Raw genomic sequence first — 20001 nt, 5'->3', positions numbered from 1 at the left:
GGTCATGGAAAGGGCGGAGAAGCCGACCTGAACAGGCTTTGTCGCCCGATCGATCTCACAGTTCTGTGCGCAGCGCCCAAAGCTCAGGAAACAGCACCGTGTCCAGCATCTTGCGCAAATAGCCCACGCCCGAGGTGCCGCCGGTGCCGCGCTTGAAGCCGATCACCCGCTCGACCGTGGTGACATGGCGGAAGCGCCAAAGCCGGAAGGCGTCTTCCAGGTCGACCAGTTCCTCGCCCATCTGATATAGATCCCAGTGCTGCTCGGGCTGGCGGTAGACCTCCAGCCAGGCGGCCTTGACGCCTTCGCTGGCGGCATAGGGTTGGGTCCAGTCGCGCTCCAGGGCCTCGGCCGGCACGGCGATGCCGCGTCGCTGCATCAGGCGGATCGCCTCGTCGTAGAGCGAGGGCGCGCGCCAGGCGGCCTCCACCTCGGCCAGCAGATCGGGCCGGTGGGCGTGCGGCTTGAGCATGGCCGCGTTCTTGTTGCCCAGCATGAACTCGATGCGGCGGTACTGCGCGCTCTGGAAGCCGCTGCTGTTGGACAGGTAGGGCCGGATGGCCGTGTACTCGGGCGGCGTCATGGTGGCCAGCACGTCCCAGGCATGGACCAGCTGCTCCATGATCTTGGACACCCGGGCCAGCATCTTGAAAGCCTCGGGCAGACGGTCGGCCGCCACACAGGCCACGGCGGCTTGCATCTCGTGCAGCATCAGCTTCATCCACAGCTCCGAGGTCTGGTGCTGGACGATGAAGAGCATCTCGTTGTGCTCGGGCGAAAGCGGATGCTGGGCGCTGAGAATCTGGTCGAGCTTGAGGTAGTCGCCATAGCTCATGTCTTTCGAGAAATCGAGCTGGGCTCCTTCCTCTTTGACAATCTGCTCTGTCCGGCCCTCCGAGCCTTCTTGATGGAAGGGGCAGCTCATGTCACCGCTCCCTGGCGTGCGAACTCGGGGCGCTGCCACTCTTCGGTCTTGAGCACCTGGTAGAGGTGTTCCACAGCGGCATAGACATCGGCAAAGCCGATGTAGAGCGGTGTGAAGCCGAAGCGCAGGATGTGGGGAACCTCGTCGAGTCGGGCCGGGTCACCGGCGCGGAAGTCGCCGATCACGCCGCGTGCGATCAGGGCCTGGATCACCGCATAGCCGGCATGCTGCAGCGGCGCGGCCAGGCTTAGGCAGACCTGGCTGCCGCGCTGCTCAGGATTGCGGGGCGAGGCCAGGCGCACACCCAGGGCGCCGCAGCGTTCCTCGGCCAGCTCGATAAAGAGCTCCGTCAGGGCAATGCTCTTTTTGCGCAGCGCGGCCATGCCGCCCAGGCCCTCGGCCGCCAGCACGGTGTCGACCCCGCATTCCAGTGCCGCGGTGGACAGCATGGCCGGCGTGCCGCAGATGTAGCGCTTGATGCCGGGGGCGGGTTGGTAGTCGGGCGTGAACTGGAAGGGTGCGGCATGGCCCAGCCAGCCCGAGAGCGGCTGCCAGAAACGGTCGGCATGGCGCGGGTGGGCCCACACAAAAGCCGGGGCGCCGGGGCCGCCGTTCAGGTATTTGTAGCCGCAGCCGACGGCGAAGTCGGCATCCGCGCCTTTCAGGTCCACCGGCACGGCGCCGGCCGAGTGGGCCAGGTCCCAGATCACCAGGGCGCCGGCCGCGTGGGCGGCGGCGCTCAAGGCCTTCATATCGTGCCTGTAGCCGGTGCGGTAGTTGACCTCGGTGATCATCAGCACGGCCAGCTCGGCGTTCAGCGTGCCGGCGATCTCGTCCACGCTGTCCAACAGATGCAGGCGCGCGCCATGCTGGCGTGCCAGGCTTTCGGCGATGTAGAGGTCGGTCGGGAAGTTGCTTCGCTCGGACACGATCACCTTGCGCGCCCGGGCATCCGCTTGTGCGATGCGCAGGGCGGCAGACAGCACTTTGTAGAGGTTCAGCGAGGTCGAGTCGGCCACCACCAGCTCGCCCGGGCCGGCGCCCACCAGGCGCGCGATCTTGTCGCCGATCTTGCCGGGCAGGTCCATCCAGCCGGCGGTGTTCCAGCTCTTGATCAGGTCCTGGCCCCATTCGCGCTGGATCACCTCCTGCACGCGGCCCAGGGTGGCGCGCGGCAGCACGCCCAGGGAATTGCCGTCCAGGTAGATGACGCCGGGCGGCAGGTCGAACTGCTGGCGCAGCTCGCGCAAGAGGTCCTCTTGGTCGAGGACGTCGCAGTCTTGCAAGGTGGTCATGGTCGTGTCTCCAGGGGAAAGTCGAAATCAGTGGATTCGTTCAGAGCGCGCGCAGCACGGCGCGCACCGGCGAGGCGCAGGCGCCTGCCAGCTTCAGGGGCAGGGCGATCAGCTCGTAGTCGCCCTCGGGCACCTCGTCCAGCACCAGGTTCTCCAGCACGCGCAGGTCCAGGCGCAACAGCTGCTGGTGGCTGTCCAGGCTCTTGCTGCTGGCGGGGTCCACCGAGGGTGTGTCCAGGCCGATCAGGCGCACGCCGCGCGCGGCCAGCCAGGCCACGGTCTCGGGCGCGAAGGCGCTGAAATCAGGGTTCCAGACCGTATCGGCGCGCTCGCAGCAGCGCACCAGCACGCGCGGCGGCAGGCCCTCGGCCGCGTGCTGCACATGTTCGATGCGGATCAGCGGCCCGCAGCCGATCGCGTGGATCACCCGGCAGGGGCCCAGATAGGCGTCGAGCGCCACGCTGGCCGCGTCGGCGGCATCGTTGGCGTAGTGCAAGGGCGCATCGGCATGAGCGCCGACATGGGGCGACATCGTCAGTGCGCTCAGATTAACCGGGCAGTCGGGCGAGAGCCGTGCCGTCCAGTTCAGGCGGTAGGGCTCGTCGCCGGGAAAGATCGGGGCCTCGGGCGAGACCGTGGGCGAGATGTCCCAGAGTGTCTTGGGCGGCATGGGCAATGGCTCTCAGTGAATCAACAACAGCTCAGAAGCTGCGGCCAAGCCAGGGGCTGAGCTCACAGCGGGCGAGACCTTAACAAGGCCTGAAAGCGCGTGGTGTCGGTTAATTCCAACATCTGCGCACGCACGTTCGGCCCCAGGGTTTGAAACGAAATCGGAAGCCAAATTGAACAGGGTATGTCCCGATCCGGCAAGCTCAGAATAATTGTTGACGCTTAAACTATCAAGGCCTAAAGTGCGCCGCAACACCACGGTTTCAGCGAGAGCCCAGCATGCGCATCACCTGTATCGGCGGCGGCCCGGCCGGCCTGTATTTCGCCCTGCTGATGAAGCAGCAAGACCCCAGCCATGAGATCACCGTGCTGGAGCGCAACCGCCCTGGCGACACCTTCGGCTGGGGCGTGGTCTTCTCCGACCAGACCCTGGGTGCCATGCGCGAAGCCGACGCGCCCACGGCTGAGGCCATCCTGACCGCCTTCAACCACTGGGACGATATCGATGTGCACATCGCCGGCCGCAGCATGCGTTCGGGCGGCCATGGTTTCTGCGGCATCGGCCGCATGAAGCTGCTGAACATCCTGCAGGCGCGCTGCGCCGAGCTGGGTGTGAAGCTGGTCTACGAACATGATGTGCAAGACGATGAAGGCGTGGATGCCGACCTCATCATCGCCTGCGACGGCCTGAACAGCCGCATCCGCCAGAAGTACAGCGCCAGCTACCAGCCCGATATCGATTTGCGTCACTGCCGCTTTGTCTGGCTGGGCACGACCAAGCTCTTCGACGCCTTCACCTTCGATTTCCAGAAGACCGAGCATGGCTGGTTCCAGGCCCATGCCTACAAGTTCGACGAAACGCACTCGACCTTCATCGTCGAGACGCCCGAGTCGGTCTGGCAGGCCGCCGGCCTGGAGGCCATGAGCAAGGAAGAGGGCATTGCCTTCTGCGAGCGCCTGTTCGCCAAGGTGCTGGACGGCCACACGCTGATCAGCAATGCCTCACACCTGCGTGGCTCGGCGCAGTGGATCCGTTTCCCGCGCGTGGTCTGCAAGAACTGGGTGCATCACAACGGCCGTGCGCCCGTGGTGCTGATGGGCGATGCCGCCCACACCGCGCACTTTTCCATCGGCTCGGGCACCAAGCTGGCGCTGGAAGACGCCATCGCCCTGGCACGCGATATCGGCGACGCCGGCGGTGATCTGACGCGCGCCCTGGAGGTCTACCAGGCCAGTCGCAGCATCGAGGTGCTGCGCATCCAGAACGCCGCACGCAACTCCACCGAATGGTTTGAGAACGTCGAGCGCCATGCCCATCTGGCGCCCGAGCAGTTTGCCTATTCCCTGCTGACCCGCTCGCAGCGCATCTCGCACGAGAACTTGCGTCAGCGCGATGCTGGCTATGTGGGGCGCTTCGAAGCCTGGCTGGCGGCGCAGAGCGGCTTGCCCGAGCAGGCCGTGCCGCCCATGTTCACGCCTTTTCGCTTGCGCGGGCTGACGCTGAAGAACCGCGTTGTGGTTTCGCCCATGGCGCAGTACTCCTGCGTCGATGGTGTCGTGGGCGACTACCACCTGATGCATCTGGGCGCGCGCGCCACCGGCGGCGCCGGCCTGGTCTTTGCCGAGATGACCTGCCCCTCGGCCGATGGCCGCATCACGCCGGGCTGCCCCGGCCTCTACACCGACGAGCAGGGCCTGGCCTGGCAGCGCATCGTGGATTTTGTACACACCCACAGCAGCGCCAAGATCGCCATGCAGCTGGGCCATGCCGGCGCCAAGGGCTCGACCCGGCGCGGCTGGGAGGGCATCGACCAGCCGCTGGAAACTGGCAACTGGCCGCTAATCTCGGCCTCGCCCCAACAGTACCTGGCCGGTGTGAGCCAGACCTCGCGCGCCATGGACCGCGCCGATATGGACCGGGTGCGCGATGAGTTTGTCGCCGCCGCCCGCCGCGCGGCCGCGGCCGGATTCGACTGGCTGGAGCTGCACTGCGCCCACGGCTATCTGCTGTCCAGCTTCCTCTCGCCGCTGACCAACCACCGTGACGACGAATACGGCGGCTCGTTGGAGAACCGCCTGCGCTACCCGCTCGAGGTCTTCCGCGCCTTGCGTGCGGTCTGGCCGGAGGAGCGGCCGATGTCGGTGCGCATCTCCGCCCATGACTGGGTGCCCGGCGGCAACACGCCGGAAGACGCGGTGCTGATCGCGGCGGCCTTCAAGGCGGCCGGCGCCGACCTGATCGATGTGTCCTCGGGCCAGGTCAGCAAGCAGGAGAAGCCCACCTACGGCCGCATGTGGCAGACCCCGTTCTCCGAGAGCATCCGCAACCGCGTCGGCATCGCCACCATGGCCGTGGGTGCCATCTCGGAGGCCGACCATGTCAACAGCATCATCGCGGCCGGCCGGGCCGACCTCTGCGCCATCGCCCGCCCGCATCTTGCCAACCCGGCCTGGACGCTCAGCGAAGCGGCCCGCATCGGCTACCAAGCCGGGCCGGGCCTGGACTGGCCGCGCGCCTACCTCTCGGCCAAGCCGCAGCTGGAAAAAGAGTTCGAGCGCCAGCGCGCGCAGCAAGCCTCGGCCAGCGCGGGCCTGAGCGCGCAAGAGCAGGCCAACAAGGCCTTGGGGGTCTGAGCCATGGCCGGCAACTTTCCGCCTCTGGTCCAGCAGCCTTTGCAAGGCCTGCACGCCGTGGTCACCGGCGGTGGCAGCGGCATCGGCGCGGCCATTGCGCAAAGCCTGCTTCAGGCCGGCGCTCGCGTTACCTTGATGGGCCGCAACCACGAGCGCCTGCAGGTGCAGCAGCTGGCCCTGGCGGCCCTGGGTGAGGTGGGGTTTCAGATCGTCGATGTCGGGGACGAAGCCAGTGTGCAGCGCGGCTTTGCCGCCGCCACGGCGCTGGCGCCGGTGGACATCCTGGTCAACAACGCCGGCCAGGTGGAAACCGCGCCGATCTCGCGCACCTCGCTGGAGCTCTGGCAGCGCATGCTGCAGGTCAATCTGACCGGCACCTTTTTGTGCAGCCGCGAGGTCTTGCCGGTGATGACGGCGCGCGGCTTCGGCCGCATCATCAATGTGGCAAGCACCGCTGCGTTGACGGGTTATGCCTATGTGGCTGCCTACTGCGCCGCCAAGCATGGCGTGCTGGGCCTGACCCGCGCCATGGCGCAGGAGACGGCCAAGAAGGGCGTCACCGTCAACGCCGTCTGCCCCGGCTACACCGAGACCGACATCGTCGACCGGGCGGTGCAGACCATCATGCAAAAGACCGGCCGGAGTGCCGAAGAAGCCCGCGCCGAGCTGGCGGCAGGCAACCCGCTGGGCCGCCTGATCCAGCCGCAGGAAGTGGCAGCCACCGTGCTTTGGCTGGCGCGGCGCGACAGTGCGGCCATCAACGGCCAGGCGATCTCGGTCTGCGGGGGCGAGCTGCCATGACAAGCATGACAAGCGCCCTCGGTTCCGCCGAGCTGGACCCGGGCCTGGACCTGGGGCCGGACCTGGAATCGCGGGTGATCGACGACCACCACCAGGCGCTCAAGCTCTGGCTGCGCCTGCTGGCCTGCACCAACCGGGTGGAGGGCGTGATCCGCAAGCGCCTGAGCCAGGACTTCGCCACCACCTTGCCGCGCTTCGACCTGCTGGCCCAGCTGGAGCGCCACCCCGAGGGCCTGGCCATGCGCGAGCTCTCGCAGCGCCTGATGGTGACCGGCGGCAACATCACCGGCATCACCGACCAACTCGAATCCGAAGGCCTGGTCGTGCGCGAGGCCCATCCCAGCGACCGTCGCTCCTTCACCGTCAAGCTCACGCCGCAAGGCCGGCGCCAGTTCAAGCGCATGGCGGCCACGCATGAGCAATGGGTGGTGGAGCTGCTGGGCGGCTGGTCGGCCGAGCAGAAGACAGAGCTCTACGGCCTGATGGCCGTCTTGAAAAATCATCTGGGTGCGCTGGATGCTGCCTCAGCGGCGACCACCGCGACCACCAGCCCCGTGAGCAAGGAGAAAAAGAAATGACGGAACGCGCCATGAGCGAACACCTGCGCGACGGCAATCGCCAGAGCCTGCAGGGTTACACGCCCCAGCACTTTGGCTGGGCCCAGCACGGCGATGTGGGTCTGATCACCCTGAACCGGCCCGAGCGCAAGAACCCGCTGACCTTCGAGAGCTATGCCGAGCTGCGCGATCTGTTCCGCCGCCTGAGCTATGTCGATGAGGTGCGCGCCATCGTGGTGCAGGGCGCGGGCGGCAACTTCTGCAGCGGCGGCGATGTGCACGAGATCATCGGCCCGCTGACCACCATGAGCATGCCCGACCTGCTGGCCTTCACCCGCATGACGGGCGATCTGGTCAAGGCCATGCGCGCCTGCCCGCAGCCGGTGATCGCCGCCATTGACGGCGTCTGTGCCGGTGCCGGCGCCATCATGGCCATGGCCTCGGACCTGCGCGTCGGCACGGCGCGCAGCAAGACCGCGTTCCTGTTCACCCGCGTCGGCCTGGCCGGCTGCGATATGGGCGCCTGCTCCATCCTGCCGCGCATCGTCGGCCAGGGCCGCGCGTCTGACCTGCTCTACAGCGGCCGCAGCCTGGGCGGCGAGGAGGGCTTGAGCTGGGGCTTCATGAACCGCCTGGTTGAGCCCGAGCGTCTGCTGCCCGAGGCCCTGGAATGGGCGCAGCAGATCGCTGGTGGCCCGGCCTTTGCCCACGCCATGACCAAGAAGATGCTGCACCAGGAATGGGCCATGGGCGTGGACGAGGCCATCGAGTCCGAAACCCAGGCCCAGGCCATTTGCATGATGACGCAGGATTTCCACCGCGCGTATCACGCCTTCGTGGCCAAGCAGCGGCCCGAGTTTCAGGGAGACTGAGCGATGGCTGCTTTCGAGATGAATGCAGGGGATAGACCACAGAGACACAGAGACACAGAGGAAGAAAACTCGGTGTTTCTTGCTGCGCATCTCTCTGTGCCTCTGTGCCTCTGTGGTTGCATTTGCATCGGTGCTTCGTCGTGCTTGCCTTCCCAGGCCAGGAGATATTGATGCTCAACAATCCTGCTTTGAAACACCTGGAGTGGCCGTTTTTCGATCCGCGCCACCGCGAGCTGGCGGCACAGCTGGACGCCTGGTGCGCTGAGTTCTTGCACAGCGGCCATGGTGCCGATGTGGATGCCGAGTGCATCAGCCTGGTGCGAGCCTTGGGGCAGGGCGGCTGGCTGCGCCATGCGGTGGCTGGCACGGCGCTTGGTGGCGCGGCCGAGGTGATCGACACCCGCGCCATCTGCCTGCTGCGCGAAACCCTGGCTCGCTACAACGGCCTGGCTGACTTTGCCTTCGCCATGCAGGGCCTGGGCTCGGGTGCGATCTCGCTGGCGGGCACGCCCGAGCAACGCGCGCGTTATCTGCCGGCCGTGGCGCGCGGCGAGAAACTGGCGGCTTTTGCCCTGTCCGAGCCGCAGGCCGGCTCCGATGTGGCGGCCCTGCAGTGCAGTGCGCGGCTGGAGGGTGACAGCTATGTCTTGAACGGCGAAAAGACCTGGATTTCCAACGGGGGCATCGCCGACTTCTATGTGGTGTTTGCTCGCACCGGCGAAGCGGCCGGTTCGCGCGGCATCAGCGCCTTCATCGTCGATGCCGGCACGCCGGGCTTCGAGATTGCCGAGCGCATCGAGGTGATTGCGCCGCACCCGCTGGCGCGACTGAAGTTCAGCGACTGCCGCATCCCGGCCAGCCAGCGCATCGGCGCGCCGGCTGAAGGCTTCAAGATCGCCATGCGCACCCTCGACGTCTTCCGCACCTCGGTGGCCGCCGCCGCCCTGGGCTTTGCGCGGCGCGGCCTGCAAGAGGGCCTGGCCCAGGCCAAGAGCCGGGCCATGTTCGGCGCCCATCTGGCCGATCTGCCCCTGGCCCAGGCCAAGCTGGCCGACATGGCCTGCACGGTGGACAGCTCGGCCCTGCTGGTCTACCGCGCCGCCTGGCAGCGCGACCAGGGCCAGACGGTCACGCGCGAGGCCGCCATGGCCAAGCTCATGGCCACCGAGGGCGCGCAGCAGGTGATTGACGCCGCGCTGCAACTGCATGGCGGCCGCGGCGTGCGCAGCGGCGAAATCGTGGAATCGCTGTACCGGGAAATCCGTGCCCTGCGCATTTACGAGGGCGCGAGCGAGGTGCAGCAGCTGATCATCGGACGGGACTTGTTGAAATGAGCAACTCTGCCTCCAACACTGCCATGGCCTACACATCGCACCAGGATTGCTTCGCGTTTGAGCACCTGCCGCCGCGCGAGCAGTGGCCCGAGCTGATCTTCGAGCTGCCCGAGCTGCAGTTCCCAGAACGCCTGAACTGCGCGCATGAGCTGCTGGACGCCTGGGTCGAGCGCGGCCAGGGCGAGCGCCTCTGTGTGCAAGGCTTTGGCGTTGACGGCCAGCCGCTGCGCTGGAGCTATGCCCAGCTGCAGGCCGAGGCCAACCGCATCGCCCATGTGCTGGTCGATGAGCTGGGTGTGGTGCCGGGCAACCGGGTGCTGCTGCGTGGTGCCAACACGCCAGCCATGGCGGCCTGCTGGTTCGCGGTGATGAAGGTGGGCGCCATCGCCGTGGCGACCATGCCGCTGCTGCGCGCGGTGGAGCTGGAACAGATCATCCAGAAAGCCGAGATCCGTCACGCCCTGTGCGACGAGCGCCTGGCCGAGGAGCTGCACCTGGCGCGCGAACGCTGCCCGGGTCTGACACAGGCCCTGCTGTTCCACAGCGCCGCGCCTGATGGCCTGGAGGCGCGCGCCGCGGCCAAGCCGGCGCAGTTCGCCACCGTGGACACTGCCGCCGAGGACTGCTGCATCATCGCCTTCACCTCGGGCACCACGGGCCAGCCCAAAGGCACCATGCATTTCCACCGCGATGTGATGGCCATCTGTCGCTGCTGGCCGCCGCATCTGCTGCGCCCGCAGGCCGACGATGTCTTCATCGGCAGCCCGCCGCTGGCCTTCACCTTTGGCCTGGGCGGCCTGCTGCTGTTCCCGATGACGGTGGGCGCCTCGACCGTGCTGTTGGAGAAGGCCTCGCCCGAGGCCTTGCTGCCGGCGGTGGCCCGCTACGGCGCCACCGTCCTGTTCACGGCGCCCACGTCTTACCGGGTGATGGCCCCGCTGCTTGATCAGCATGATCTGAGCAGCCTGCGCAAATGCGTCAGCGCCGGCGAGGCCTTGCCCGCCGCCACGCGCCAGCTCTGGAAAGAAGCGACCCGCGGCCGCACGGCGGCGGGCGAGGGCGGCATCGAGCTGATCGACGGCATCGGCGCCACCGAGCTGCTGCATATTTTTATCTCGCACGACGAGGCCACGGCCCGGCCCGGTGCCACCGGTCGGCCGGTGCCGGGCTACCGCGCCTGCGTGCTGGGCGAGGAGGGTCAGATCTTGCCTCCCGGTCAGGTGGGTCGACTGGCCGTCAAGGGCCCGACCGGCTGCCGCTACCTGGCCGACGAGCGCCAGAAGAACTATGTGCTGAACGGCTGGAACCTGACCGGCGATGCCTACCTCGTCGACGAGCAGGGTTTCTTCGTCTACCAGGCGCGCACCGACGACATGATCATCTCCGGCGGCTACAACATCGCCGGCCCCGAGGTGGAAGCGGCTCTGCTGCTGCATCCGGCCGTGGCCGAGTGCGGAGTGGTCGGGCAGGCCGATGAAGAACGTGGCCAGATCGTCAAGGCCGTGGTGGTGCTGCGGCCCGGCTTCGAGGCCGGGCCCGAGCTGAGCAAGACCTTGCAGGATTTCGTCAAGGCCACCATCGCTCCGTACAAATACCCGCGCGCCATCGAGTTCCGCGATCGCCTGCCGCGCACCGAGACCGGCAAGCTGCAACGCTTCCGCCTGCGTCAACCCGCCTAGAGCTTGTGAATTTTCTACTGCGCGACTGCCATGCGTCGTTGGTCCGGTGCTCGGAATCCTCACGTACAGGAAGTACGTTCCGGTTCCTGCGCTCCGTCCGCCTAGCCTGACAGCCGCTCGCTACGAAAATTCCCAAGCTAACAGTTCCATTCCTCGTGTTGTGATTTGCTGATTGCCCCATTCACCCCCGCCCTGGAGACCCTTGCCATGAAGACCAAGCGCTCAATGATGATGAAGCTCGTGCCCGCCGCCTTGAACTCAGCTGCGATGGCTTGCGTGTTGCTCGGCGCCAGCGGCTCCGCTTTGGCGGCCGACAAGGTCAAGGTCGGCCTGCTCAGCACCTTGTCCGGCCCTGGCGCCGGCCTGGGCGTGGACATCCGCGATGGCTTTCAGCTGGGGCTCAAGCATGCGGGGGGCAAGTTCGGCGGCCTGCCGGTCGAGCTGATCACCGCGGACGACCAGCAGAACCCCGAGGTCGCCAAGCAGACCTCGGACCGCCTGATCAAGCGCGACAAGGTCGACTTCATGACCGGCATCGTGTTTTCCAACCTGATGCTGGCCGTGGGCCCCAGCGTGTTCGAGAGCAAGACGCCCTACATCAGCGCCAATGCCGGCCCCTCGCAATACGCCGGTGAGCAGTGCAACCCCTATTTCTTCAACGTGGCCTGGCAGAACGACAACCTGCACGAGGCCGTGGGCAAGACGGTGATGGACAAGGGCTTCAAGAAGCTGGTGCTGCTGGCGCCCAACTACCCGGCCGGCAAGGATGCGCTGACCGGCTTCAAGCGCTTCTACAAGGGCGCGGTGGTCGAGGAGATCTACACCAAGCTTGGCCAGCTGGACTACGCCGCCGAGCTGGCGCAGGCGCGCGCCGCCAAGCCCGATGCCATGTACATCTTCCTGCCCGGCGGCATGGGCATCAATTTCATCAAGCAGTTTGTCGGCGCCGGCCTGTCCAAGGACGTGACGCTGTTCGGCCCCGGCTTCTCGGCCGACGAGGATGTGATCAAGGCCGTGGGTGAGCCCATGCTGGGCATGTTCAACAGCTCGCACTGGGCGCACGACATGGACAACGCCGCCAACAAGAAGTTCGTGGCCGACTTCCAGAAAGACTATGGCCGCCTGCCTTCGCTTTACGCCAGCCAGGGCTATGACGCGGCCTTGCTGATGAATGCCGCGGTACGCGATGTGAAGGGCAAGATCGAGGACAAGGACGCGCTGCTCAAGGCCATCAAGGCCGCCAAGTTCGAGTCCGTGCGTGGTGCCTTCAAGTTCAACAACAACCAGTACCCGATCCAGGACTACTACCTGCGCGTGATCGGCAAGGACGCCCAGGGCCGCGTCACCAACAAGACCCTGGGCAAGATCTTCAGCAACCATGCAGATGCCTACGCGGCGTCCTGCAAGATGGCTGCCAAGTGAGCTGAGGCGCAGCGATGGATTGGGTGCTCGTCGCCGAGCAGGCATTGAACGGCCTGCAGTTCGGACTCATGCTGTTTTTGCTGGCTGCGGGGCTGACCCTGGTGTTCGGCATCATGGACATGATCAATCTGGCCCATGGCTCGCTGTACATGGTGGGCGCCTACCTGGCGGCCGCCGTGGCGCAGGCCACGGGTTCCTTCGGCCTGGCGGTGCTGGCTTCGCTCTTGGGCACGGCGGTGTTCGGCATGCTGCTGGAGATGAGCGTGCTGCGCCGGCTCTATGCCCGTGACCACCTGTCCCAGGTGCTGGCGACCTTTGCCCTGATCCTGATCTGCAACGAAGGCGTGCGCATGATCTGGGGCGAACAGCCGGTGATGCTGAACACGCCGGCGGCGCTGTCCGGGCCGGTGGAGCTGCTGCCGGGGCTCTACTACCCGGCTTATCGCCTGCTCATCATCGGTGTCGGCTTGGCGGTCGCGCTTTTGCTGTATGTGCTGGTGACGCGCAGCCGCATCGGCATGTGGGTGCGGGCCGGCGCCTCGAACCGGCCCATGGCCACGGCCTTGGGCGTGAACATCCGCTGGCTGTTCACGGCGGTGTTCGGCTTCGGCGCGGCGCTGTGCGCGCTGGCCGGTTCGCTGCTGGGGCCGCTGCTGGCGGTGCAGGTGGGCATGGGCGAGAGCATCCTGATCCTGGCCTTTGTGGTGGTGGTGATCGGCGGCATCGGCTCCATCCGCGGCGCCCTGGTCGGCGCGCTCCTGGTGGGCGTGGTGGACACCTGCAGCCGCAGCCTGCTGCCCGCCGCTTTGCGCCAGCTGGCCTCGCCCGAACTGGCCGCCAATTTGGGCCCGGCGCTGGCCTCCATCCTGATTTACGTCTTGATGGCGGCCGTGCTGTTCTGGAAACCTCAGGGCCTGTTCCCGGCGCGCGGTTGAGATGCGATGCGGACCCACGAACACACACCCATGAAGCACAACAGCACCGACACCGCAGCGCCCGCGCTCAGCCGGCTTGACCATCGTGGCCTCGGGCTCTGGGCCTGGCCGCTGCTGGCGGCCCTGGCCGCCTTGCCGCCCCTGCTCACAGCCCTGGGCCTGGAGTTCTACACCGGCGTGGCCAGCCGCGTGCTGATCTTTGTGATCGCAGCGTCCAGCCTGAACCTGATCCTCGGTTTCGGCGGCATGGTCAGCTTTGGCCACGCGGCCTTTGTGGGCCTTGGTGCGTACACCGTGGGCATCTTGATGGACGCGGGCATCAGCTCGGCCTGGATCGCCTGGCCGGTGGCCATGTTGGTCAGCGGCCTGGCGGCGGGTTTGATCGGCGCCATCAGCCTGCGCACACGCGGGGTTTACTTCATCATGATCACGCTGGCCTTCGCGCAGATGTTCTATTACCTGGCCGTGTCGCTCAAGGCCTACGGCGGCGAGGACGGCTTGCCACTGGTCCAGCGCTCGCAGCTCAGCGGCCTGGTTAATTTGCAGAACGATGCGCAGATGTACTGGCTGCTGCTGGCCTTGGCGGCGGCGGTGATGTGGGGCTTGCAGCGCCTGATCAACTCGCCCTTTGGCCACCTGCTGCAGGGCATCAAGGAGAACGAGGCGCGCATGCATGCCCTGGGCGCGCGGGTGTTCGCCCTGCAGTGGCAGGCCTTTGTGCTGGCGGGGGCGATCGCCGGCCTGGCTGGTGCGCTGCTGGCGAACCTGAGCGGCCTGGTCACGCCGCACACCTTGCACTGGTCGCAGTCGGGCCAGCTGATGATCATGGTCATCATCGGCGGCGCCGGCTCGCTCTGGGGCGGGGCCCTGGGTGCTGTGGTGCTCTTGCTGCTGGAGGAACTGCTCAGCGGCTACACCTTGCATTGGCAGATGGCACTGGGCCTGCTGCTGCTGGCCGTGGTGATGCTGGCGCCGCAAGGCCTGGCCGGCCTGGCCGCACGCTGGAGGGCACGGGCATGAGCGCGGCACTGCAGAACACCGGGCCGATGCTGCAGGTTGAGCGCCTGTGCAAGCGCTTCGGCGCCCTGGCTGCGACGGATGAAGCCAGCTTCGCCCTGCACCGCGGCGAGATCCATGCCTTGATCGGCCCCAATGGCGCCGGCAAGACCACGCTGATCCACCAGCTCTCGGGCGCGCTGCGGCCGGACAGCGGCCGGGTGCTGCTCGACGGGCAAGACCTGACCCCCCTGGGCATGGCCGGCCGCGTCGCCGCCGGCCTGGTGCGCTCCTTCCAGATCACCAGCATCTTCAAACGCCTGAGCGTGCGCGACAACATCGCCCTGGGCTTGCAGGCGCGCCGGCCCGGCTTGCCCAATCTCTGGCGCCGCGCTTCGGCCGAGCGGGCCTTGCAGGAGCAGGCGGCCGCCTTGCTGGAGCTGTGCGGCCTGGCGGCGCGGGCCGACGAGCTGGCGGGCAGCCTGGCCCATGGCGAGCAACGGCAGCTGGAGGTGGGCCTGGCCCTGGCGGCGCAGCCGCGCCTGCTGCTGCTGGACGAGCCCATGGCCGGCATGGGCCCTGATGAATCCGAGCGCATGGTGGTGCTGCTGCAGCGCCTGCGTGCCGAGCAAGGCCTGACCCTGCTGCTGGTGGAGCATGACATGGACGCGGTGTTCCGCCTGGCCGACCGCATCTCCACCCTGGTGTTCGGCCGCATCATCGCCAGCGGCACGCCGCAGGAGATTCGCGAGCACCCCGAGGTGCGCCGCGCCTATCTGGGCGACGAGGCCAGTGACGAAATGGAGGCCGCGCTGTGAGCACAGGAACTGGCGTCCAAAGCTCGGGCGGCGAAGCGCTCTTGGAAGTGAGCGGCCTGCAGGCCGCTTACGGCAGCAGCCAGGTGCTGTTCGGGCTCGATTTGCGTTTGCAGGCCGGCGAGGTGCTGACCCTGCTGGGCCGCAATGGCATGGGCAAGAGCACGACGCTGCGCTGCCTGTGCGGCTGGATGGCGCCCACGGCCGGGCGCATTCGCTTCTGCGGTGAGGATGTGACCGGCTGGTCGGCCGACCGCATCGCGCGCCTGGGTCTGGGCCTGGTGCCGGAAGGGCGTCAGATCTTCCCCAACCTCAGCGTGCGCGAGAACCTCACGGCTTTTGCCGCCAACCGCTGCGCTGCGCGCGAGCCCTGGACCGAGGAGCGGGTGTTCCACCTGTTCCCACGCCTGCAGGAGCGCGCCGCCAATATGGGCAACCAGCTCTCGGGCGGCGAGCAGCAGATGCTGGCGATTGCCCGCGCCCTGATGGGCAACCCGCGCCTCTTGGTGCTGGACGAGGCCAGCGAGGGCTTGGCGCCCCTGGTGCGCGAGGAGATCTGGCGTTGCCTCGATCACCTGCGCGCAGCGGGGCAAACGATTCTGGTGGTGGACAAATACGTGCGGCGCCTGATCCGCCTGGCCGACCGGCACCACGTCCTGGAGCGCGGCCGCATGGTCTGGTCGGGCGACTCGGCCGCGCTGGCCGCGCAGCCCGAGCTCTGGCAGCGCTATCTGGGGGTGTGAATGGTGAGCACGCATATGAACACGAACACGGAAACGAAGCTCAGCGAGCCCGCCCCCCGCTGGGTATTCGAGCGCCTCGAGCGGGTGCGTTTCGGCCATTGCGACCCGGCCGGCATCGTCTTCTACCCGCGCTATTTCGAGATGCTCAATGCCTTGATCGAAGACTGGGTCAGCGAGGGACTGGGCGTGGATTTTTCGCAGCTGCTGGGCCCGCGCCGTGTCGGCCTGCCGACCGTGCACCTGGAGACCGATTTCCGGCGCATCAGCCGCATGGGCGACACTCTGATCCAGCGCATCGCCATCACCCGGCTGGGCCGCAGCTCGCTGGGGCTGACGGTGCATTTTGAGGGGGAGGGCGATGATGAAGGCAGGGCGCCTGAGTCGAGCGTGCTCCGTCCCGGCCCTCGCGTGGTGTTTCAACAGGTGCTGGTCTGCACCTCGCTGGACACCCACCGCCCCCAAGCCTTTCCCGATGATTTGCGCGCAGCCTTGACTCTGGCCTCGACGTTGCGCGCGCCAGGCCCGCATGACGGGCCCAAGGAGTGAATTCACCATGAGCAGTACCGATCAGAACCCGACTTCGCTCGACAAACAAATCCTGCAACCGGCCGGCTGGGCCGCGCCACGCGGCTATGCCAATGGCGTGGCGGCCACGGGCCGCCAGGTCTTTGTGGCCGGCCAGATCGGCTGGAACGCGCAGTGCCAGTTCGAGAGCGATGACTTCATCGCCCAGGTGCGCCAGACGCTGCTCAATATCAAGGCTGTGCTGGCGGAAGCCGGCGCCACGCCCGCCCACATCACCCGCATGACCTGGTACCTGCTGGACAAGCGCGAGTACCTGGCCCGTGGCCGAGAGGTGGGCCAGGCCTACCGCGAGGTGCTGGGGCATGAGTACCAGATCGCCATGTCGGCGGTGCAGGTGGCGGGCCTGATGGAAGACCGGGCCAAGGTCGAGATCGAGGTCACCGCCGTCATACCTTGAACGCCAACCCGGACTTTGCGCTGCCTCAGCCGGGCTGAGGTTCCGGCTGGTTACAGTGGCGTTACGCAGTGGCGCTTGGTCCGAGGGCCTGGACCACAGGCCGCGATGAGATCCACAGGCGCGGCCGGTGCCAACCGGCCGCACTTTCAGAGACCACGAACGAAGAAAACAGATCGAGAGACACACCATGAGCAAGAGCAACAAGGCACCTTCTCCTTCATTCCACTGGGACGACCCCCTGCTGCTGAACGAGCAGCTCAGCGACGACGAGCGCATGGTGCGCGACGCCGCGGCGGCCTACTGCCAGGAGCGGCTGGCGCCGCGCGTGTTGGAAGCTTTCCGCAACGAGCGCACCGACCTGGCCATTTTCCGCGAGATGGGCGAGATCGGCCTGCTCGGCCCCACCATCGCGCCTGAGTACGGCGGCCCGGGCCTCAACTACGTGGCCTACGGCCTGATCGCCCGCGAGGTGGAGCGCGTGGATTCGGGCTACCGCTCGATGATGAGCGTGCAGAGCTCGCTGGTCATGGTGCCGATCAACGACTTCGGCAACGAAGCCACCAAGCAGAAATACCTGCCCAAGCTGGCCACCGGCGAATGGATCGGCTGCTTCGGCCTGACCGAACCCAACCACGGCTCGGACCCCGGCTCCATGGTCACCCGCGCCAAGAAGGTGGACGGCGGCTACAGCCTCACCGGCTCCAAGATGTGGATCACCAACAGCCCCGTGGCCGATGTCTTCGTGGTCTGGGCCAAGGACGACGAAGGCGCCATCCGCGGCTTTGTGCTCGAGAAGGGCTGGAAGGGTCTGAGCGCCCCGGCCATCCACGGCAAGGTGGGCCTGCGTGCCTCCATCACGGGCGAAATCGTCATGGACGGTGTGTTCTGCCCGGAAGAAAACGCCTTCCCCGAGGTGCGTGGCCTGAAGGGCCCGTTTACCTGCCTGAACAGCGCCCGCTACGGCATTGCCTGGGGCGCGCTGGGCGCGGCCGAAGACTGCTGGCACACCGCCCGCCAGTACGTGCTGGACCGTCAGCAGTTCGGCAAGCCCCTGGCCGCCAACCAACTGATCCAGAAGAAGCTGGCCGATATGCAGACCGAGATCACCCTGGGCCTGCAAGGCTGCCTGCGCCTGGGCCGCATGAAGGACGAAGGCACGGCCGCGGTGGAGATCACCTCCATCATGAAGCGCAACAGCTGCGGCAAGAGCCTGGACATCGCCCGCATGGCCCGCGACATGCTGGGCGGCAACGGCATCAGCGATGAATTCGGCATCGCCCGCCATCTGGTGAACCTCGAGGTGGTCAACACCTATGAAGGCACCCACGACATCCACGCCCTGATCCTGGGCCGGGCGCAGACGGGGATTGCGGCGTTCTGAAGCGAGACCAGACATGACATGCGATCCATCGAGGTGGGATCGCATGGTTGTCTCTTACTTCCGTTCTCCCCTGTCTACCATTCTTCCTCTGGGTGTCAGTGCAGCAGGGCGGCGGGAGCTTGCAGCCGGTAGAGCGGCTGCGGTTCCCTCAGTTGCCGAGGCAAGCTGTCGACCGGGCTGCGCACCGCGCCACCCCCCAGCTTGAGCACATGGGTGTAGATCATGGTGGTGGCCACATCCGAGTGGCCCAGCAACTCCTGCACCGTGCGGATGTCGTAGCCTGTTTGCAGCAAGTGGGTGGCGAAGCAGTGGCGCAAGGTGTGCGGCGTGGCAGGCTTGCTGATGCGTGCGGCCGCCAGCGCCCGCTTGAACGCCCGCTGGAAGGTCTCGGCGTAGAGGTGGTGTCGGCGGATGACGCCGCTGCGTGGATCGGTGGACAGCCGGTCTTGCGGAAACAGCCAGAACCAGGCCCAGCTGCTGCCCGCGCGTGGGTATTTGCGCTCCAGCGCGTAGGGCAACTCCACCCCGGCCTGGCCTGCTTCCACATCGGCCCACCACATGGCGCGCACTCGGCGCAGTTGGTCTTGCAGCGCGGCGCCCAATGAGTTGGGCAACATGACGACCCGGTCCTTGCTTCCTTTTCCTTGCCGCACGTAGATCGCGCCCTGGGAAAAATCAAGATCTTTGACCCGCAGCCCGAGGGCTTCGGAAATGCGCATGCCGGTGCCGTACAAAAGCTGGGCCAAGAGCTGATGCTCGCCCTCCATTCTTTGCAGCACTGTCGACACCTCGTCCGGGCTCAGCACGACCGGCAATCGCCGCTTGGGGATCGGCCGCCCAATGTCCTTCATCCAGGGCAGTTGCAAGCCCAAAACTTGCCCATACAGAAAGAGCAGGGCAGACAGCGCCTGCCTATGGCTGGACGGCGCCAAGCCACGATCCGCCGCCAGGTGAGTCAGGTAAGCCTCCACCTCAGCGCCGCCCATGTCGCGCGGGTGGCGCAGGCCATGGAAACGGATGAAAGCCCGGCACCAATGGACATAAGCCTGCTCGGTGCTGCGGCTGTAGTGCAGCAATCGAATTCGCTCGCGCAGCTGATCCAGCAGCTTCACCGGGCGCAGCGGTGATGGGGGTGAATGCTGTTGCTGTTGCTGCGATGCAGACAGCGAGCCCATCGCATCGCCAGAAACTGGCAACCCGGGTTTTTCGCGAGCTGAAATAACGCCACGATTTGATGGCAACATACGCTCCGCCTTCCCGCCTGAGGGTGCCGCGCGAACCCGTCAGAGTGTTTGTAACAGGCGCGGCTTTTGACCAGAAATTTAATACTGTATGAAACAACAGTCAATCAGGGAAAAAAGTCAAAGCCGACAGGCACTTGCCTGGACTCGCGTGGAGCCGGTTATTGCGACGTCAGCCGTGATAAGCGGCGTTTGCCATCGATATACAACACGTTAGACCGCAAATGCACATCGAGAGAATCACGTTCGACCGCGTGTTCGATGTTCAGCGCAGAGCCGCCACGCGCTACGCACCTCAGCACACGGATTTTTCGTTCGAATCCGGAGGGAAGAAGTGCTACGCAGTTCAGGTTCCTGGATGGCCCCGCATTGAGGCAGGAGACACCATTACTGCAGTCCTTGGGAACGTGGGAAATTGGCAAACACTCGCCGGATGGAAGAACCACGCGAATGGCGAGGTCGTATTACCGTTGGTTGGCCGATCCATTGCCGGTATTTGGCAAGCTGCTTTCATCGGAATCATGTTTCTAATCTCGTTCACCACGGCTGAGAATCCCGCGGGGCGCGCCGCCGCCGGATGCGCCTCCGCATTCGGATTTGCTATGGTGGTGGTACTGCTGCTGCAGTGGCGTCGGAAGAAGGTGCAAGCTGAGGCCATTCAGCGTGCGGTCTAACCGGTCTACAAGGACTTCCCACCGTTTCAAGCTCCAATAGCAAGAC

At 66.3% G+C, this 20001-nt stretch carries 19 protein-coding genes; 15 read left to right on the top strand and 4 right to left on the bottom strand.

What is annotated here, in order from left to right:
• Window positions 1-55 precede the first annotated feature (55 nt).
• From kynA to kynB, 3 genes are read right to left on the bottom strand one after another with little or no spacing between them, the layout of a single operon-like run.
• A complete protein-coding gene (gene kynA / locus LNV23_RS11830) occupies window positions 56-925 on the bottom strand; it encodes a tryptophan 2,3-dioxygenase (RefSeq protein WP_263563165.1) in 870 nt (289 codons plus the stop codon).
• Entirely contained in the window at window positions 922-2220 is a 1299-nt protein-coding gene (gene kynU / locus LNV23_RS11825; protein WP_263563164.1) for a kynureninase, read from the bottom strand. The genes kynA and kynU overlap by 4 nt, the downstream gene beginning before the upstream one ends.
• Before the next feature lie 40 nt (window positions 2221-2260).
• Window positions 2261-2890: an arylformamidase gene (gene kynB / locus LNV23_RS11820; protein WP_263563163.1), complete on the bottom strand. Its 630-nt coding sequence runs from the start codon at window positions 2888-2890 to the stop codon at window positions 2261-2263.
• A gap of 278 nt (window positions 2891-3168) precedes the next feature.
• On the opposite strand from kynB, the gene LNV23_RS11815 reads away from it, so the two are divergent.
• The 14 genes from LNV23_RS11815 (at window position 3169) to LNV23_RS11750 (ending at window position 18040) form a co-directional block, all read left to right on the top strand.
• Window positions 3169-5523, top strand: a complete 2355-nt coding sequence (locus tag LNV23_RS11815) for a bifunctional salicylyl-CoA 5-hydroxylase/oxidoreductase (RefSeq protein ID WP_263563162.1) — start codon at window positions 3169-3171, stop codon at window positions 5521-5523.
• Window positions 5524-5526: 3 nt separating this feature from the next.
• Window positions 5527-6324, top strand: a complete 798-nt coding sequence (locus tag LNV23_RS11810; RefSeq protein ID WP_263563161.1) for an SDR family NAD(P)-dependent oxidoreductase — start codon at window positions 5527-5529, stop codon at window positions 6322-6324.
• 5 nt (window positions 6325-6329) lie between these two features.
• Entirely contained in the window at window positions 6330-6902 is a 573-nt protein-coding gene (locus LNV23_RS11805; protein WP_263563349.1) for a MarR family winged helix-turn-helix transcriptional regulator, read from the top strand.
• Entirely contained in the window at window positions 6899-7753 is an 855-nt protein-coding gene (locus tag LNV23_RS11800; RefSeq protein WP_263563160.1) for an enoyl-CoA hydratase family protein, read from the top strand. Before LNV23_RS11805 ends, LNV23_RS11800 begins: the two co-directional genes overlap by 4 nt.
• Window positions 7754-7923: 170 nt before the next feature.
• Window positions 7924-9087 (top strand): acyl-CoA dehydrogenase family protein, encoded by a 1164-nt coding sequence (locus LNV23_RS11795; RefSeq protein ID WP_263563159.1) that lies wholly within the window; start codon window positions 7924-7926, stop codon window positions 9085-9087.
• Window positions 9088-9110: 23 nt separating this feature from the next.
• Window positions 9111-10766, top strand: a complete 1656-nt coding sequence (locus LNV23_RS11790) for an AMP-binding protein (RefSeq protein WP_263563348.1) — start codon at window positions 9111-9113, stop codon at window positions 10764-10766.
• Window positions 10767-10973: 207 nt separating this feature from the next.
• Window positions 10974-12188 (top strand): ABC transporter substrate-binding protein, encoded by a 1215-nt coding sequence (locus LNV23_RS11785; RefSeq protein WP_411910571.1) that lies wholly within the window; start codon window positions 10974-10976, stop codon window positions 12186-12188.
• Between the two features lie 14 nt (window positions 12189-12202).
• Window positions 12203-13123, top strand: a complete 921-nt coding sequence (locus LNV23_RS11780; protein ID WP_263563158.1) for a branched-chain amino acid ABC transporter permease — start codon at window positions 12203-12205, stop codon at window positions 13121-13123.
• Between the two features lie 30 nt (window positions 13124-13153).
• Window positions 13154-14143, top strand: coding sequence for a branched-chain amino acid ABC transporter permease (locus tag LNV23_RS11775; RefSeq protein WP_263563157.1), 990 nt, complete (start codon window positions 13154-13156; stop codon window positions 14141-14143).
• Window positions 14140-14937: an ABC transporter ATP-binding protein gene (locus tag LNV23_RS11770; RefSeq protein ID WP_263563156.1), complete on the top strand. Its 798-nt coding sequence runs from the start codon at window positions 14140-14142 to the stop codon at window positions 14935-14937. Before LNV23_RS11775 ends, LNV23_RS11770 begins: the two co-directional genes overlap by 4 nt.
• Window positions 14938-14978: 41 nt before the next feature.
• Window positions 14979-15677, top strand: a complete 699-nt coding sequence (locus LNV23_RS11765; RefSeq protein ID WP_411910576.1) for an ABC transporter ATP-binding protein — start codon at window positions 14979-14981, stop codon at window positions 15675-15677.
• 15 nt (window positions 15678-15692) lie between these two features.
• Window positions 15693-16223, top strand: a complete 531-nt coding sequence (locus LNV23_RS11760) for an acyl-CoA thioesterase (RefSeq protein WP_263563155.1) — start codon at window positions 15693-15695, stop codon at window positions 16221-16223.
• Window positions 16224-16230: 7 nt separating this feature from the next.
• The gene (locus LNV23_RS11755) at window positions 16231-16659 is read left to right on the top strand and encodes a RidA family protein (RefSeq protein ID WP_263563154.1); all 429 of its coding nucleotides are present in this window, start codon (window positions 16231-16233) and stop codon (window positions 16657-16659) included.
• A 187-nt stretch (window positions 16660-16846) separates the two neighbouring features.
• Entirely contained in the window at window positions 16847-18040 is a 1194-nt protein-coding gene (locus tag LNV23_RS11750) for an acyl-CoA dehydrogenase (RefSeq protein WP_171828253.1), read from the top strand.
• Between the two features lie 95 nt (window positions 18041-18135).
• Here LNV23_RS11750 and LNV23_RS11745 read toward each other — a convergent pair whose 3' ends face one another.
• Window positions 18136-19215: an integron integrase gene (locus LNV23_RS11745; RefSeq protein WP_263563153.1), complete on the bottom strand. Its 1080-nt coding sequence runs from the start codon at window positions 19213-19215 to the stop codon at window positions 18136-18138.
• Window positions 19216-19505: 290 nt separating this feature from the next.
• Between LNV23_RS11745 and LNV23_RS11740 the strand changes: the two genes are divergently transcribed.
• Window positions 19506-19955, top strand: a complete 450-nt coding sequence (locus LNV23_RS11740) for a hypothetical protein (RefSeq protein ID WP_263563152.1) — start codon at window positions 19506-19508, stop codon at window positions 19953-19955.
• Window positions 19956-20001 lie beyond the last annotated feature (46 nt).

Source organism: Kinneretia sp. DJ1R-11, from assembly GCF_025717595.1.
Classification (GTDB): Bacteria; Pseudomonadota; Gammaproteobacteria; order Burkholderiales; family Burkholderiaceae_C; genus Paucibacter_A.
Note: the sequence above shows the minus strand (reverse complement) of the source record. Positions and strands in the feature narration are given on the sequence as shown.

Bases quoted from the DNA above. Each gene is read 5' to 3' on its own strand.
- LNV23_RS11795 (WP_263563159.1), top strand. From the start codon at position 7,924: ATGCTCAACAATCCTGCTTTGAAACACCTGGAGTGGCCGTTTTTCGAT.
- kynA (WP_263563165.1), bottom strand. From the start codon at position 925: ATGAGCTGCCCCTTCCATCAAGAAGGCTCGGAGGGCCGGACAGAGCAG.
- LNV23_RS11740 (WP_263563152.1), top strand. From the start codon at position 19,506: ATGCACATCGAGAGAATCACGTTCGACCGCGTGTTCGATGTTCAGCGC.
- LNV23_RS11805 (WP_263563349.1), top strand. From the start codon at position 6,330: ATGACAAGCGCCCTCGGTTCCGCCGAGCTGGACCCGGGCCTGGACCTG.
- LNV23_RS11815 (WP_263563162.1), top strand. From the start codon at position 3,169: ATGCGCATCACCTGTATCGGCGGCGGCCCGGCCGGCCTGTATTTCGCC.
- LNV23_RS11745 (WP_263563153.1), bottom strand. From the start codon at position 19,215: ATGGGCTCGCTGTCTGCATCGCAGCAACAGCAACAGCATTCACCCCCA.
- LNV23_RS11750 (WP_171828253.1), top strand. From the start codon at position 16,847: ATGAGCAAGAGCAACAAGGCACCTTCTCCTTCATTCCACTGGGACGAC.
- LNV23_RS11810 (WP_263563161.1), top strand. From the start codon at position 5,527: ATGGCCGGCAACTTTCCGCCTCTGGTCCAGCAGCCTTTGCAAGGCCTG.
- LNV23_RS11770 (WP_263563156.1), top strand. From the start codon at position 14,140: ATGAGCGCGGCACTGCAGAACACCGGGCCGATGCTGCAGGTTGAGCGC.
- LNV23_RS11755 (WP_263563154.1), top strand. From the start codon at position 16,231: ATGAGCAGTACCGATCAGAACCCGACTTCGCTCGACAAACAAATCCTG.
- LNV23_RS11760 (WP_263563155.1), top strand. From the start codon at position 15,693: ATGAACACGAACACGGAAACGAAGCTCAGCGAGCCCGCCCCCCGCTGG.
- LNV23_RS11775 (WP_263563157.1), top strand. From the start codon at position 13,154: ATGAAGCACAACAGCACCGACACCGCAGCGCCCGCGCTCAGCCGGCTT.
- LNV23_RS11800 (WP_263563160.1), top strand. From the start codon at position 6,899: ATGACGGAACGCGCCATGAGCGAACACCTGCGCGACGGCAATCGCCAG.
- LNV23_RS11790 (WP_263563348.1), top strand. From the start codon at position 9,111: ATGGCCTACACATCGCACCAGGATTGCTTCGCGTTTGAGCACCTGCCG.
- kynU (WP_263563164.1), bottom strand. From the start codon at position 2,220: ATGACCACCTTGCAAGACTGCGACGTCCTCGACCAAGAGGACCTCTTG.
- LNV23_RS11785 (WP_411910571.1), top strand. From the start codon at position 10,974: ATGAAGACCAAGCGCTCAATGATGATGAAGCTCGTGCCCGCCGCCTTG.
- kynB (WP_263563163.1), bottom strand. From the start codon at position 2,890: ATGCCGCCCAAGACACTCTGGGACATCTCGCCCACGGTCTCGCCCGAG.
- LNV23_RS11780 (WP_263563158.1), top strand. From the start codon at position 12,203: ATGGATTGGGTGCTCGTCGCCGAGCAGGCATTGAACGGCCTGCAGTTC.